The sequence below is a fragment of the Paraburkholderia lycopersici genome, from assembly GCF_900096975.1.
GTDB lineage: Bacteria > Pseudomonadota > Gammaproteobacteria > Burkholderiales > Burkholderiaceae > Paraburkholderia > Paraburkholderia lycopersici.
The window spans coordinates 82,521-97,344 of sequence record NZ_FMYQ01000020.1 but is presented as its reverse complement, the minus strand read 5'-3'; the positions used below and the strand labels follow the sequence as shown (position 1 = coordinate 97,344).

Here is a 14,824-nt window from a genome sequence, read left to right as displayed (position 1 = left end):
TCGCTTCGCGCGCCGTAGCGGGAGACAAACATGAACGGTCCGGTACCCGTGGAAATACTCAGGCAGCACCTGATCGATCCTGAAATCTGCATACGCTGCAATACGTGCGAGGAGACGTGTCCCATCGACGCGATCACGCACGACGGCGCCAACTATGTGGTCAACGCCGACGTCTGCAACCGCTGCATGGCCTGCGTGCCGCCATGCCCGACCGGCGCGATCGACAACTGGCGCAACGTGCTCAAGGCCGACGCATACAGCATCGACGAACAGTACGCGTGGGACGAGCTTCCCGCGCAAAATTCGTCGGTGGGCGCGCTAGTGGAAGCGCAGGCGCCGGGCGCGACAGGCGAGGCTCAAGCCCCGCCCGCTGCGGTCGACGCGCCTGTCGCGGCCTCCGACATGGTGCGCGGCTCGACCGTGCCGCCATGGTCGGCCGCGCGGCCCTATGTCCATCTCTACACGCACAAGGCGCCGACCACGGCAATCGTGGTCGGCAACTACCGCCTCACCGACGACGCCACGGAAAGCGACATCCATCATATCGTGCTCGACTTCGGCGCAATGCCGTTTCCGGTGCTGGAGGGACAGTCGATCGGCATTCTGCCGCCGGGCCTAACCGCCGACGGGCGTGCCCACCATGCGCGCCAGTACTCGATTGCGAGCCCGCGCGACGGCGAGCGCCCCGGCTACAACAACGTTTCGCTCACGGTGAAGCGCATCACGTGCGATCACGGCGGCAACGCAACCGAAGGGGTGTGCTCGAACTACCTCTGCGACCTGAAAAAGGGCGACGTGGTGACCGTGATCGGGCCATTCGGCAATACTTTCCTCATGCCGAACCATCCGGGGTCGCACCTGCTGATGATCTGCACGGGCACGGGTTCCGCGCCCATGCGCGCGATGACCGAATATCGCCGCCGCCGCCGGCTCAAGGGCGCGACCGGCAAGCTCATGTTGTTCTTCGGCGCGCGCACGCAGCAGGAACTCCCCTACTTCGGATCCCTGATGAATCTGCCGAAGGATTTCATCGACATCAATCTGGTTTTCTCGCGCACGCCCGGCCAGCGCAAGCGCTATGTGCAGGACGCCATGCGCGAGCGCGCCGTGGACGTCGCGCACCTGCTCGACGACACCAGCACGCATATTTACGTGTGCGGATTGAAGGGCATGGAAGAAGGCGTGCTGCAGGCGCTGCGGGAGATCGCCGAAACGCATGGCATGGACTGGGAGGCATTGTGGGATCGCCTCAAGCGAGAAGGGCGGCTGCATCTCGAGACGTATTGAAACATCGGGTGGCAGACAATGAATCGAGGCCTTCGTCGAAGTACGCGGCAGGTTTAAGCACGGTCGTTCGAAAGACGTTACGATGGCGGCTCGGCGTGCGCGAACAGACGCGCGCTTTCAGACGGAGACCGCCTCGATGAACCTCGTTGCAGATTTGCCCGCCGGCCTGACCGGCCTCGAACAGTTGCAGCGCATGCTGCAAGGCGGGCACCGCCCGTCCATTGGCGAAACGCTCGGCTTCGAACTCGTCGAAGTGGAGGAAGGGCGCGTCGTGTTCGCCGGCACGCCCGGGTTTCACGTGTACAACCCGATCGGCACGGTGCACGGCGGCTACGCCGCCACGCTGCTCGATTCGGCCTGCGGATGCGCCGCGCATTCGCGCCTCGGCCCGAATCAGGGCTATACCACGCTGGAACTGAAAGTCGCCTATCATCGGCCCATGACCGCCGACACCGGGCTCGTGCGCGCCGAAGGGCGGGTGCTCAGCTTCGGCCGCCGCGCCGCCTTCACGGAGGCCAGCATCACCGACGCGCAGGGCAAGCTCTACGCGTCCGCCACGTCCACGCTGCTCGTGTTCGAGCGCTGACACGTTCGCGCCGGGCACGCCGCTCGCTTCGTCTGCCTTGCGCTGAAGTCGCGTGCATCACACGCGCGCGCGTCGCGAATCCGGCGGCGATCCTGCACTGGGCGGGGCCGCTTCGAGCCGGGTTCCCGCCATGCAAAGGAGAGCACATGCGAGCCGATGCCCCCAGCCTGCATACCCGGCGACGCCTCGTCGCGTTGCTCGGCGCCGCACTGTGCGGCACGTTCGTGCGCGCGAGCGCGGTGCGGGCGGCAGGGGGCGCTGCGGCGTCCGCTAGCGCATCGCATGTTCCGGCTCGCGGCGCGCCGGACCTCGAAACCGTCGCGACGTTCGGCGACGACTTTCGGCTCGTCGGCATCGGCGTGACGCGAGGCGGCCGCGTATTCGCCACCGCGCCTGCTTCCGCCAGGCGTTCGCGCTACAGCCTCGTGGAAGTCGATCTGCGCAGCGGCGCGCTGCTGCCGTTTCCGGATGCGGACTGGAACCGCTACAAGCCGGGCAAGCGCGGCGATCGTCAGTGGATTTCCGTCCAGGCGCTCTGGGTGGACGAACGCGACCGGCTGTGGGCGCTGGATTCGTCGCTGCCCTCGGTCGATCATCGCATCCAGCCGCCCAAGCTCGTGCAGTTCGATCTGGATACGCGCGAGATGGTGCGCACTTACACGTTCGGGCAGGCAGTGACGCCGAAGGATTCGATCAACGACGTGCGCATCGACCTGCTTCATGGTTACGCGTTCATCAGCAACGCGGGCAACCAGGGTGGCATCGTCGTCACGAAACTGAGCAACGGAGAGTCGCGCCTCGTGCTCGCAGGTGACCGTTCGAGCGTTTCCGATCCGCGCGAGCATCTCATGTTCGGCGATCGCGTGGCGCGCAAGCCCGACGGCAGCGTGCTCGTGCTGCAGACCGATGGCGTCGCGCTTTCGCCGCAACGCAACTGGGTCTACTACCGGCCGCTCACCGATCACCACTACTGGCGCGCGCCCACCGACGCGCTGATAGACGAAACGCTCGCGCCGGCCGCGCTCTCGCGGCGCGTGGAGGCCCTCGGCGAACACGCGCTCACGGGGGGCTTGCTGATGGGCGGCGACGGCACGCTCTATGGCGGTGACCTCGAACATCGCACGGTGGTGGCGTTCAAGCTCGTCGAACGCGGCGGCAAGGCCGCACTCGAGGCGCGCACGCTCGTGAACGAGTCGCAGCGGGTCTCATGGGCCGATGGCTTCGCACTCCAGAACGATTATCTGTATTTTGCCGATTCGCATCTGCATGAGCTGGACAACTTCTCGAACGGCTATCCGCGCCAGGGGCGCTTCACCATTTTTCGCGTGAAGCTGCCGCCGCAGCCGCCCGGCACATTCGCGGGATGAGAGGTCGTTCGCGGCCCGCGCGAGCCGCACGGCCCGCGAACGACGGCGCTTTTCGCGCGAGTCAGATCACCGCGTGCGCTTTGTCCTCGATGAGACGCACCAGTGTTTGCAGCATGCGGTTCGCGGGCGTCGGCACGCCAAGCGCCGCGCCGCGCTGCACGACGTAGCCGTTGAGGTGATCGATTTCGGTGCGCTTGCCGCGCGCGAGATCCTGCGCCGTGGACGAGTACTGGCCCGGCATCGTTTGCGCGATGCGTGTCACGGCGCCGCCCATGTCGGGGGGCAGCGTCACGCCGTCGGCCTCGGCGACGGCCACGCATTCGCCCACGACGTCGCGCATCGCTTCGCTCACACCGGCGCCCTGAACGAGGCGTCCGTAAGGCAGTTGCGTGATGGCCGAGAGCGCGTTGTACGCGCAGTTGACGATCAGCTTGGCCCAGAGCGCCCCGCGCACATTGGTCGAGATTTCCGTCGGCACGCCCGCGTCGATGAGTGCGCGCGCGGCGGCGTCGCTCGTGCGCGACGGCTCGATCACGAGCTCGCCGCGGCCGTGATGGCGCACGTGGCCGGGGCCGGCCATTTCGGTGGCGACATAGACGACGGCGGCCGCCACGTCTTGCTCAATCACGCCGCGCAGGCGGTCCGCGTTGTCTGCGCCGTTTTGAAGCGTGAGCACGAGCGTATCGGCGCCCAGATGCGGCTTGATTGCGGCGCCCGCGCTTTCGGTATCGGTCGATTTCACGCAGAACAGCACGAGCTGCGCGCCCGCGACGGCGGACGCTTCGGTGCTCGCCGTGAGATGCGGCGGGCCGATCCGTTCGTCGAACTGCTGGGCTTCGAGGCGCAGGCCGTCTCGCGCGATGGCCTCGACGTGCTGCGGCCGGCCGATCAATATCACATCGTGTCCTGCGCGCGCGAGCATGCCGCCGTAAAAGCAGCCCACTGCGCCCGCGCCCATGACGGCAACTTTCATTTGCGTTTCTCCTGAGTAGCGTGCGAACTTCGGTGCGGCGGGAGCGTTCAGCGCAGCTCGAACCCGAGCGCGTTGAGCGCTTCGCGCAGGCGGTCGCGGCCGTGCAGCGACTCACGGCTGCGCCAGCGCGCGAGCGAACGCGAGGTCCAGCCCGCCGCGCTCAGTCCCTGCGATGTCTGGAAGCCACTCATTATTTCGTCGTACTGTGTAATGGCCGCCGCTTGCGAGGGCGCATCGTATTGCTCGCGATGGAGCACGACCGCCTGCGGCAGACGCGGCTTCACCTCGGCGGGGCGCGTTTCGTCGGGATAGCCCACGCACATGCCGAACACGGGCAGCACGCGCGGCGGCAGGCCGAGTTCCGCCGCCACCTGCTCGGGCCGATTGCGGATGCCGCCGATATACACGGTGCTCATGCCGAGCGATTCGAGCGCGACCACGGCATTTTGCGCGGCGAGCGCTGCGTCGATTATGCCGACGACCAGCGTTTCCAGGTAATGCAGACCCTCGACGCTCGCGCCGCTGCGTGCCCCGGCTGCTTCGAGCCGAGCGAGGTCGGCGAGCCATACGAGAAAGAGCGGTGCCTCACGGACGTGCGACTGGCCGCCGGCAAGTTCCGCGAGTCGCGCCTTGCGCTCGGGATTTTCTATTGCGACCACGCTCCACGTTTGCAGGTTCGAAGAAGTGGAGGCGGATTGTGCCGCGGCGATCAGCGTTTCGAGTGTGCCCTCGGGCAGCGGACGGTGGGCGTAGCTGCGCACCGAGCGGTGCGCCAGCAGCGTGTCGAGCGTGTCGTTCCAGCTCGGCAGCGGCGCGGACCAGGGCGTGCCATAGCGCACTTCGAGGGCGCGCATGGCCTTCGCTATATCGGCGGGGAGATCGGGCGCGGCGGCGGTGGACATCGAGGTTTCTTCTCCGGCGAATGGCGGGTGAATCGGGGCATGTTCCTGTTCATTGACGGACGAGCGGAACAGATGCGCAAGCGCCGTATGGTACATGGCTCGCGCGATCGGCGCTGCCGTCCGCTGGCACGGCGCGAGGCGCGCTCCAGCAAATTTTGCGCGCCGCAGCTATCATTTGCACTTGCGCGGTATTCGCGCGGCATCTGCACCATGTTCGCGCGCGTTCGAGCTTCTTTCGCGCCGCAGTGCCTTCTTTTTCCTTCTTTTTGCTTTCGGCCGTCTTCGGCAGCGTTGTCTGCCGTTTCTTTCGGGAGGTCGTCCCATGTCCGTTGAATCTCCGAATGCGTCGCCGGTCTGGTTCGTGACCGGCTGTTCGACCGGCTTTGGCCGCGAGCTTGCTCGCGCGGTGCTCGCGCGCGGCTGGCGCTGCGTCGCGACTGCGCGCAATCAGGCGTCGCTCGGCGATCTCGCGCCCGAGGCCGGGGAGCGTCTGCTGCCCGTTTCGCTCGACGTGACTGACGCCGCGCAGATCGAGGCCGCCGTCGCCGCCGCGCAAAAGCGGTTCGGCACCATCGATGTGCTCGTCAACAATGCGGGCTACGGTTATCAAAGCTCGATCGAAGAGGGCGAGGAACGCGAGATCCGTGCACAGTTCGACGCCAACGCATTTGGCCTCTTCGCGCTCACGCGCGCGGTGCTCCCCGGCATGCGCGCGCGCCGCAAGGGGCACGTCATCAACATCACGTCGGTGGCGGGGCTCGCGGGCTTTCCGGGGTCAGGCTATTACGCGGCCTCGAAGCATGCGGTGGAAGGGTTCTCCGATGCCTTGCTGGCGGAGGTCGGACCGCTCGGCATCAAGGTGACGTGCGTGGAGCCCGGGCCGTTTCGCACGGACTGGGCGGGCCGCTCGCTCGTGCAGACGGCGAGCCATATCGACGACTACGCGCAGACAGCCGGCGCGCGCATGAAGCGCACGGCCGAAAGCAGCGGGCATCAGCCCGGCGACCCGGCGCGCGCGGCCCAGGCGATGATCCGCATCACCGAAGTCGAGGACCCGCCGCGGCATCTCGTGCTGGGGGCGTTCGGCGTGGACGCGGTGGCGAACCGCTTGCGCGCGGCGCTTGCCGATATCGAGGCGTGGCGCGCGCTGAGTCTCGGGACGGATTTCCCGACGGAAAGTTGATCGCCCGGCTCACGCGGTCGCGATCATCAACGTGCCGGTGGCGACGAGCGCCCCGCGCCAGAGCCAGTCGAAATTGATCCAGCCGCGACGTAGCACGCCGAGCCCGAAATACTCGTAGGCGAGCAGCGCGATCGCGGCGGTGGTGGCGAGAGTTGCGAGCATATGCAGCAGCGTGAACGCGACCGCAAGCGCAAGCTCGCTCGTCGCAATGCCGGCCGCGCCGCCGCATAGCGGCAACATGGCCGGCATCAGCATCAGTCCCGCGCCGTGCATGGTTGCCATCAACGCCGACCATGCCGCGAGCCCGGCGAAACCCGCGGTCATCCCCACGCGCGCGCGGTGCCGGTGCCCATACGCATGCTGCCAGACAGCCCAGCCGATCAGAAGCGCGCCCAGGCCCCAATGCAACGCGGTGCCGGGCAGCCGAGCGCCCAGCACCGCTGTCGAAGTCGTGAACAGCAGGATCGATGCGGCATGGCCGAGCGCGATAGGCGGCAACGCGAGCAGCAGCGCCGCGCGACTGCCGCGTTGCAGACCGAGCGCGGTTGCGAAGAGCCAGCCCATTGCCGGGTTTACGCCGTGAAAGACGCCGCTGCCCACCACGGCCGCCCATGCGCCCCAATGCGCGCCGAAGAATGCCTCCATGCAATGCTCCCGCGCTATGGATAGCAGTACGAATCAGATGAGCAATCGCCGCCTTCCAGCCGGATCTGGTGCGGCCGGTGCGACTTCGGCCACTCGATGAAGAATCGCTCGTCGAATGCGAGGCCGCCTTCGGGCGCGGCGTCGAGTTTCACCATCCAGCCGTCGATGCCCTCGGGATAGAATTGCGCGTCGATCGCGCCATAGAGCGAGTTGCTGAAATAGACGCGCCGGCCGTCGCGGCTCACTTCGACCATCTGCGGGCCGCCGTTGAGCGCGCGCTCCCGCGCATGGGGATGCGCGGCACGCGCCGCGATGCCGCCGACGCGCACGCTGCCGGTCAGGCGAGGGTGCTCCGGGTCCGATACGTCGTATTGGCGCAAGTCGCCCGTCCCCCAGCACGCCACATAGAGGAAGCGGTCGTCGAGCGAGAGCGCGATATCGGTGACGAGCGGCGGCACGGCCGCAAAGCCCTTGAGCATGGGCGGCAGATGCTCGGGGTCGGCGGGTTCGGCGGGAATCTCGATGATCTTGCGCGCGGCCCACTGGTCGCCATCGCGATACCACTGCCAGATCGAAGCCGAGAGGTCCTTCAGGCTGATAACGGAATTCACGAAGCCGTAGGGGCGCGTGGGGTTGTGCGCGGGCCGCAGTTCGAACACGAGCTGGTTTTCGGCGCCGAAATCGAGAACCTGTTTGTGCTGGCGCGTGTGCAGGTCCCAGAAGTGCAGGCGATGCCCATACTGGCCGCCGAGCAGTACCTCGGGCACGAGGCCGTTTTCGAAGGCCGCGGGCAGGCCCCATTCGCTCGTTACGAGCGTGTCGTAGCCGAGATGCCACCACCCGTCGTAGGCAAGCTGTTGGGGGCCGCGATCGATTTCCCATTGGCCGAGGATGTCGAAGCTCTCGTGGTCCATCAGAAAGATGCCGCCGGGCGCTTCGCCTTGCGCGTTCGCGAGCGATGTCACATAAATGCCATCCGGCCCGCAATGGACCGTGTGGGGCCGCGTGTAGCCCGCGCGTTGCGCGACGCTTTCCGGCTCGTGCACGCGCGCGATACGCGGGCGGCGCGGGTCGGGCTTCGTGTCGACGATGTGAATGCGCGACGAGCGAAGTCCGGGCACCACCAGATAGCGGCGCTCGCTGTGCGCATGCGGCGCGTTGGGGCACAGGCAGGAGCTGCAGGCGTTCCAGCCGAAATGATGGAGCTCGTCGCCGACGTTGGGCATCGGCAGGCGATGCACGATGCGCCCGAACTCCGGCGAACGCGGGTCCAGATCGATCACGTCGAGCGAATCGGGCACGCTGCGCGTGGGGTCGAAACTGGCGACATATGCCAGCGTTTCAGGCGGAGCGTCGCCTGCCATGCGCGCAGACGGGTAGAACGTCGGGTCCGGTTGCCACGTGGCCATTGCTGTCTCCTCATCGCCGATTCGGAAGAGCCCCTATCATGCGCCAAAGTGCGACAGTGCGTTCTACGAACGTGCCATATTCCATGCGAATGGAAGCTTATGCGCCGAGGCGATTATCTGTTCCATGAAAACAGTGAATTCGCGTCGGCGGCATTTATTCGCGGCGCCTACCTTCCTAGACTTCTACTCAACGGATGCAGACAAGCCACTGCGCCGATTCGATCAAGTAACTGGAGGTAGTCATGAAATCGCTCATCAAGGCCGTTGCGCTTGCTGCTGTGCTTGCGGCGCCGGTCGTTTCTTTCGCCCAGTCGCAAGGCAGCAATGGTCCGGTGACGCGCGCGCAGGTGCGCAACGAACTCGCGCAACTTGAAGCCGCCGGCTATCGCCCATCCGCGAACGACCTCTATTATCCCAATGACCTGCAAAAGGCCGAGGCTCGCGTGAACGCGCAAACAGGCGGCTATGGTCCGGCCACGAGCGGCTCGTCGCAAAGCGGCTCGCGCAGCGACGGCGCCGTTAGCAGCTATTCGCCGCCGGTGTACAACGCGCACTGAGTTGACGGCAGATGCGCCGTCAGTTGGCGGCGCATCTCGATGCAAGGCCCGCAGGCGCGCGATGGCGCGCCGCGGGCCTTTTTAACTGGCGCAAGGCGTAAGGCGCGCGCTGCTTCGTGTTCGCCAATCTTCGCGCGCGGACTCGATAATTCCGTTCGACAGCGCGGGATCGTCGCGCAGATGCGCGAGCACAACCGCGCTTGCCATCGCGGCCCGGCCAGCGCCGCGGCCGGACAGCCGGCCGCCACGTTGTCGCGATGCCCCGGCGAGAGATGGCGCGACGCGTAACGCGCGAGATCGGTATCGCCGCTTTCGCTTTGCGCGAACACGTGGGCGAGCGTTTGTGCGTCCGGCTAGTCCGTCGATTTGAAATAGCCGTGGAAACTGCCGCGCGTGAGGCCCGCGGCGCTCGTCACGTCTGCGACCGTCATCGCGTCGTGGCCGCTGCCGACGACGCATTTTCGCCTTGCTGGGCAGCCGCCTGCTGATTGCCTTCCCAGCCGCCGCCCAGCGCGAGGAAGAGGCGCACCTGGTCGAGCGCGACCTGGCCTTCGGCGGCCGCGACCTGCGCGTGCACGCTGGTGAGCGTGCGCGTGGCGTCGAGATCGGAGAGGAAGGGTTCGCGGCCCGCCGCATAGAGGCGATGCGTTTCATCCGCCGACTGCTTCGCGGACAGATAAGCGGTACGCAGCGACTCGGCGCGCTGATCGTCGGCGGCGTAGGTGGCGAGGCTCGACTGCGTTTCGCGCAGCGCGTTGAGCACCACGCCATCGAAGTGCGCGAGCGCGCCGCCCGTCGCGGCCTGAGCCGCGCGCACGCGGGCGCGCTGGCCGTTGGCGGGGAACGTCCAGTTGATAAGCGGTCCGAACGACCAGCTATTGGTCTTGGAAGAGAACAGATCGCCCGCAATGCCGACCGTGCCCACGCCCGCGCCGAAGCTCACGTCGGGGTACATCTCGGCGATCGCCACGCCAATCCGCGCGGTGGCCGCCGCGAGCTGGCGCTCGGCTTCGCGCACGTCGGGGCGGCGCTTGAGCAGCGCTGCGCCGTCGCCCACGGGAATCGGCTGCTTGAGCTTGGGCAGGCGGTCGCATGCGAGCGCCGCCGGCGGCAGATCCCTCGGCGCGCGCGCGAGCAGCATGGCGAGCTGATATTGGGCCACGCGGCGGCGGCCCTCGAAGCGCGGGATGTCGGCGGCGAGCGTGTCGGCCTGGGTCTGGCCGCGCGTCACGTCGGGCTGGTTGCCGCGCCCCGCGTCCCGCAGACGCTTCGTGAGCACGACGCGCTGCTTTTGCAGCGTCAGCGATTCCTGCGCGATGGCCAGCTCTTCGGCGGCCGAGCACGACTCCACATAGGCCTGCACCACGTCGGCGACTACCGTGATACGCGCGAGATCGGCGGCGGCCTCGACGGCGGCGTCGTCGGCGCGCGCGGCTTCCACACCGCGCTTGAGCTTGCCGAACAGATCGAATTCATACGACACGTTGATGCCGAGGTTGCCCAGGTTCTCGACGGGCAGCTTCTCGAACACGAGGTACTGTTCGCCCGATTCCTGCGCGCGCTCAACCGCGGCGGTCGCGCTGCCCGAGAATCCGCCCTGTGCGTTGGCCACATCGACGGCGGCGCGCGAGCGCGCGAGATTCGCGGCGGCCACGCGCAGGTTCGTATTCGACTTCAGCGCCTCCTGCACGAGGTCGTTGAGCGTGGGATCGTCGTAAAGCTGCCACCAGTTGGCGGGTACGCCCAGTTGCGAAACCGGCGCGCGATCCGCGCCATCAATCGACCCTTGTGCGAGCGGCGCGTTGACGACGGCGTCCTGCGGCAGCCGGTAATCGGGACCGAGCGTTATGCATGCGCCCAACGCGAGCGCGAGCGGCGTGAGCGCGAAGGTGCGCCAGAGACTGCGGCGTGTCATTGCGAAGCTCCGCCAGCCCGGGACGCGGCCTGTGAAGCAGCGGGGGCGCTCGCGCCCGAAGCAGGCTGCGCGGCGACGGTTGCGCCTGCGTTATCCGCACGGCTTGCGTGCCCGTCGTTGCGCGCGTCCGCGCGCACGGCCACGGTTGCCGTGCGGCCCGCGATCATGCGGAAGTCTTCGGGCACTTCGTCGAGTGCCACGCGCACCGGAATACGTTGCGCGAGACGCACCCAGCTGAACGCGGGATTCACGTTCGGCAGCAGGTTGGGGCTCGCCTGGCGGTCGCGGTCCTCGATCGCGGCGACGATGCTCTGCACGTGGCCGCGCAACGGGCGCGACTCGCCCATCACGGCGATATCCACCGGCTGGCCGATATGGATGCCGTGCAGGCGCGTTTCCTCGAAGTAGCCGTCCACGCGGAACGAATGCATGTCCACCACGGACAGCACGGCGCGCCCCGCCGAGACATATTCGCCCACGCGCGGCGCGCGGTCGTTCAGATAGCCGTCCACGGGACTCACGATGGTTGTGCGCGCAAGGTTCAGCTTCGCGGTGTCGACCTGGACCTGGGCGTCGGCGGCGGCCGCTTCGCCTTGATCGACGCGCGTGCGGCTTTCCTCGAGCGTTTCGGCAGCCACGAGATTGCCGAGCGCGAGGTTGCGCGCGTACTCGCGCTTCGCCTGTGCGAGCGTCGCCGTGCGCTGCTCCAGAGTGGCCTGCGCGAGGCGCAGCGCGAGCGTGTAGCGGGCCTGGTCGATCACGAACAGCACCTGGCCTTGCCTGACCTGCTGGTTGTCTGCCACCTGCACGGAGGTGATGAGGCCGCCCACGTCGGGCGCGACCTGGATCACGTCGGCGCGCACGTGGCCGTCGCGCGTCCACGGCGAGAACATGTAGTAGTTGACGATGCGCCACAGCACGAGGGCGGCGACCACGACGATGATGAGCGTCAGCAGGATCCTTCCTGCGGAGAACCAGGTTTTTTTCACGTTCACGTTAGTTCACGAAGCGATGCGACACGATGATGACGGCAGCCAGCACGAAGACATAGATGCCGAGATCGAAAATGGAACGATGCCACACGAGCCGGTAAAAGCCGACGCGCGTGAGCACTTTGCCGATCACGACGTTGATGAGGTACGCGATCAGCATCAGCACGAGCACAGCGGGCACGAACACGCCAAAAATATCGATTTCGCCGATCATGGTGCGGGTTTCAAAACAGGGTGAGTGGCGCGCGGGCTCATGTCGTGGCCTCCGGACTGGAAGGCGACTGGGCCGAGGACGCCGGATAGAGCGAGAGCCGCAGCCCGACGAGCGCGTGCAGCGTGTCGCGCAGCGAACGCTGCGAGACGAGCGCGCGCGAAGCGGGCTGGGCGTCCGCATCGGCCGCGGTGGCGGGGGGGAATTGCGCGCGCGCGCGGGCCGCGACGCGGCGCAGGGCGTCGTCGATGGTGGCGAGCAGCGCGGGCGGCGCGTCCTGGCGCTCGCTCTCTCGCGCGCACCGCGCGTAGTGGTCGCTCACGCCGGCCAGCACGCGGTCGATCGCATCGGGGACGTCGCCGTCGAGCTTGCGCCGCGAGCGGCGCAAATCGAGCGCGTTGAGCGCGATGCGCAGGTCGCGGAAGCTTTCGATCGACGGATGGCGATGTTCGTCGGAGGCCGCGAGACGCGGGATGAGTTGCATGAGCCGGTCGAGCATGCGCGAGGCGAGGTTGCGCTGGTCCTCGATCGGCGTGGGCGAGGCCGAGAGCGCGACGTCGCTCCAGCTCGAACGCAGGAGGCGGCGTGCGGCGAGCTCCGCGCCGAACGGGCGCGCGGCGCGCGTCCACAGATAGGCGAACAGGAGGCCCGCCACACCGGCGATATTGCTGTTGAGGAACACGAGAAAGTCGGCCTCGTAGGCGCTCTGCACGCTGATGAAGGTGGCCGTGTTCACGGCCACGAGCATCGTCATCATGTTGAAGGCCGGGCGTGGAATGAGCGTGCCGATCAGGATGAACGGGCCTGCGAAGAGCAGCACGAGCATCGCGAAGTCGTGCACCTTGGGCAGCGCCACGAACAGGTAGAGGCCGGCGAACAGCACGCTCGCCGCCGTGGCGAGGAAGAAGCGGAACACCATGGGCGCGGGTTCGTCGAGCGCCGCGAAGAAGCAGCAGGCCACGGCCGCGAGCGTCACCGCACCCGCGCCGTCGTGCCAGCCCGAACTCACCCACAGCCAGCAGGCCGCGAGAATCGCGGTTACGGGCACGAAGCACGAGAACAGCATGAGACCGCGATCATAGAAGCGCTCCGTGCCGCCGAGCCGCCAATGGCGATAGCGTGGCCGCCATGTGCCCGCTTCGTGCGCGATGAGCGCGCGCAGCGCGCGGCAGTCCTGCCAGACGTCGATTACCTGACCGAGCCGCCACAGCGCGTTCGAGAGCAGCGCGCCTTGCCAGTTCGCGAGCGCGTCGCGCGTGGGTTGCAGTGCCGCGATGCGCGCGCGCAGGTTGTCGGCGGTCGGGTCGCCCGCGTCGTCGTGCATGTCGGCGGCGCGCGTGGGCAGCGGCTCTTCGAACCAGCGGGACACGTCGCCGAGCAGGTCGTCGAGGCCTTCGGGCCACACGTGCAGGTCGCGGCGCAGGGCGATGAGCGGGTCGGCGAGCGCGGAAATCATCGGCAGAAAAAGCTGCATGCGCCCGCGCAGCGATTCGGCGCGCGCGAGGACCTCGGGGTGCGTGTGGTCGTAGCTCAACTGGCTCAACAGGAATTCGAGCTGGTTCACCGTTGCCGCAAGCCGCTGGCGGCACGCTGAAACCGCTTTGCCAGCGATCTTGCCCGAAAACGTTTCACTGCCGTACCAGGCGGCGTCGCGGAACCACGCATCGGCGCGCTCGATCAGCGTGGGCGCGAGGCGGCTGGGCAGGATCGTGCTGCCCACGACGCTCGCGCAAATGATGCCGAGCGTGATTTCCTCCGTGCGCGCGATGGCCACGTCGAACACGGTGGCGGGATCGGTAACGGTCGGCAGCGCGATGAGCGGCATCGTGTAGCCCGCGAGCATGAATACGTAACTGCGCGCCGTGCGGTCGGAGATCGCCAGATACAGCAGCGTTCCGGTCCAGGTCGCGACGATCACGGAAAAGAGCAGCGGTGTCTCGACGAAGGGCGGCACGAGCGTGATCGCGGCCGCCGCGCCGAGCGCCGTGCCGAGCGCGCGATAGAGTGCTTTGGAACGCGTGGCGCCCACGAAGGGGTTCGAGACGATGTACACGCTCGCCATCGCCCAATAGGGGCGCGGCAACTGGAATACGAGCGCGATGTAGAGCGCGAGCATCGACGCGATGAAGGTCTTGACCGAAAAGAGCCAGTCGCGGAGGGAGGGGTAGGTCATGAGTCCGCTTTCTGCTTTCAGCCGTGCAAGGCCTGATCGTTTTGATCGGTCCCGGTGCCGGACGCGACGGCATTGAATGCGTTGAGCACGCGCAGCGTCGCTTCGAGGTCGGCGCGGGTCACGCCCTTGAGCACGCGCGCGCGCAGCCCCCGCAGTTCGTCCTCCATGCGGGCCGTTACGACGCGGCCTTCATTGGTCAGCGTGATCGTTTTTGCGCGGCGGTCGTCGGGGTCCTCGTCGCGGCGCACGAGGCCTGCGGCGCAGAGCTGGTCGAGCAGGCGCACGAGCGAAGGGCCTTCTATGCCGACGTGTTCCGCGAGCGTCACCTGGCGCACGGCTTCGCCGAGACGCCCGGCCGTGAGCAGCGGCGCCGCGCAGGCTTCGGAAACGTTGTACGCGGTGAGGGCGCCGTGGGTCGTGCGCCGCCATTTGCGTGCCGCCACGACGAGCGTGCTGCTGACGGCGAGGCGTAAAGTATGAAGATTCGACATCGGCGGATGATAGCCCAAGGCTATTCGATAGCAAACTATCTTTTTCTTTCGCAGCGCCACGTCCGGATGGTATGCGAGTCGTGGGCGGACTGCTTCGCGCGTGATGCGCAAGTGATGCGTGCGGCCAACAGCC

At 67.3% G+C, this 14,824-nt stretch carries 15 protein-coding genes; 5 read left to right on the top strand and 10 right to left on the bottom strand.

What is annotated here, in order from left to right:
- Window positions 1-30 precede the first annotated feature (30 nt).
- From boxA to BLU17_RS20725, 3 genes are all read left to right on the top strand, one after another.
- Window positions 31-1,287 carry a benzoyl-CoA 2,3-epoxidase subunit BoxA gene (boxA, locus tag BLU17_RS20735; RefSeq protein ID WP_092000566.1) on the top strand — a complete coding sequence of 419 codons (1,257 nt, stop codon included), beginning with the start codon at window positions 31-33 and terminating at the stop codon, window positions 1,285-1,287.
- Window positions 1,288-1,423: 136 nt separating this feature from the next.
- Entirely contained in the window at window positions 1,424-1,873 is a 450-nt protein-coding gene (locus BLU17_RS20730) for a PaaI family thioesterase (RefSeq protein WP_092000563.1), read from the top strand.
- Window positions 1,874-2,019: 146 nt separating this feature from the next.
- A complete protein-coding gene (locus BLU17_RS20725; RefSeq protein WP_092000560.1) occupies window positions 2,020-3,240 on the top strand; it encodes an L-dopachrome tautomerase-related protein in 1,221 nt (406 codons plus the stop codon).
- 61 nt (window positions 3,241-3,301) lie between these two features.
- Here BLU17_RS20725 and BLU17_RS20720 read toward each other — a convergent pair whose 3' ends face one another.
- Together BLU17_RS20720 and BLU17_RS20715 are read right to left on the bottom strand one after the other, a co-directional pair.
- Entirely contained in the window at window positions 3,302-4,213 is a 912-nt protein-coding gene (locus BLU17_RS20720; RefSeq protein ID WP_092000557.1) for a ketopantoate reductase family protein, read from the bottom strand.
- 47 nt (window positions 4,214-4,260) lie between these two features.
- Entirely contained in the window at window positions 4,261-5,115 is an 855-nt protein-coding gene (locus BLU17_RS20715; RefSeq protein ID WP_245746947.1) for an NADPH-dependent oxidoreductase, read from the bottom strand.
- Between the two features lie 322 nt (window positions 5,116-5,437).
- On the opposite strand from BLU17_RS20715, the gene BLU17_RS20710 reads away from it, so the two are divergent.
- The gene (locus BLU17_RS20710) at window positions 5,438-6,298 is read left to right on the top strand and encodes an oxidoreductase (protein WP_092000685.1); all 861 of its coding nucleotides are present in this window, start codon (window positions 5,438-5,440) and stop codon (window positions 6,296-6,298) included.
- Between the two features lie 9 nt (window positions 6,299-6,307).
- Here BLU17_RS20710 and BLU17_RS20705 read toward each other — a convergent pair whose 3' ends face one another.
- Window positions 6,308-6,943: a hypothetical protein gene (locus BLU17_RS20705; RefSeq protein ID WP_092000555.1), complete on the bottom strand. Its 636-nt coding sequence runs from the start codon at window positions 6,941-6,943 to the stop codon at window positions 6,308-6,310.
- Between the two features lie 14 nt (window positions 6,944-6,957).
- On the bottom strand, window positions 6,958-8,352 hold the full coding sequence (locus BLU17_RS20700; protein WP_092000552.1) for a selenium-binding family protein: 1,395 nt from the start codon (window positions 8,350-8,352) through the stop codon (window positions 6,958-6,960).
- A 242-nt stretch (window positions 8,353-8,594) separates the two neighbouring features.
- Between BLU17_RS20700 and BLU17_RS20695 the strand changes: the two genes are divergently transcribed.
- Entirely contained in the window at window positions 8,595-8,909 is a 315-nt protein-coding gene (locus BLU17_RS20695; protein ID WP_092000549.1) for a DUF4148 domain-containing protein, read from the top strand.
- A gap of 353 nt (window positions 8,910-9,262) precedes the next feature.
- Here the strand turns inward: BLU17_RS20695 and BLU17_RS34575 are convergent, their stop codons facing one another.
- Genes BLU17_RS34575 through BLU17_RS20665 form a run of 6 tightly spaced genes read right to left on the bottom strand, consistent with a single transcriptional unit; the run spans window position 9,263 to window position 14,691 of the window.
- Window positions 9,263-9,340 carry a TetR family transcriptional regulator gene (locus BLU17_RS34575; protein WP_143189305.1) on the bottom strand — a complete coding sequence of 26 codons (78 nt, stop codon included), beginning with the start codon at window positions 9,338-9,340 and terminating at the stop codon, window positions 9,263-9,265.
- A complete protein-coding gene (locus tag BLU17_RS20685; protein ID WP_092000543.1) occupies window positions 9,337-10,824 on the bottom strand; it encodes an efflux transporter outer membrane subunit in 1,488 nt (495 codons plus the stop codon). Before BLU17_RS20685 ends, BLU17_RS34575 begins: the two co-directional genes overlap by 4 nt.
- On the bottom strand, window positions 10,821-11,813 hold the full coding sequence (locus BLU17_RS20680) for an efflux RND transporter periplasmic adaptor subunit (RefSeq protein ID WP_092000682.1): 993 nt from the start codon (window positions 11,811-11,813) through the stop codon (window positions 10,821-10,823). Before BLU17_RS20680 ends, BLU17_RS20685 begins: the two co-directional genes overlap by 4 nt.
- Before the next feature lie 7 nt (window positions 11,814-11,820).
- Window positions 11,821-12,030, bottom strand: coding sequence for a DUF1656 domain-containing protein (locus tag BLU17_RS20675; protein WP_027818583.1), 210 nt, complete (start codon window positions 12,028-12,030; stop codon window positions 11,821-11,823).
- A gap of 37 nt (window positions 12,031-12,067) precedes the next feature.
- Window positions 12,068-14,200 (bottom strand): FUSC family protein, encoded by a 2,133-nt coding sequence (locus tag BLU17_RS20670; RefSeq protein WP_092000541.1) that lies wholly within the window; start codon window positions 14,198-14,200, stop codon window positions 12,068-12,070.
- 17 nt (window positions 14,201-14,217) lie between these two features.
- Window positions 14,218-14,691 (bottom strand): MarR family winged helix-turn-helix transcriptional regulator, encoded by a 474-nt coding sequence (locus BLU17_RS20665; protein ID WP_092000680.1) that lies wholly within the window; start codon window positions 14,689-14,691, stop codon window positions 14,218-14,220.
- Window positions 14,692-14,824: the final 133 nt, after the last annotated feature.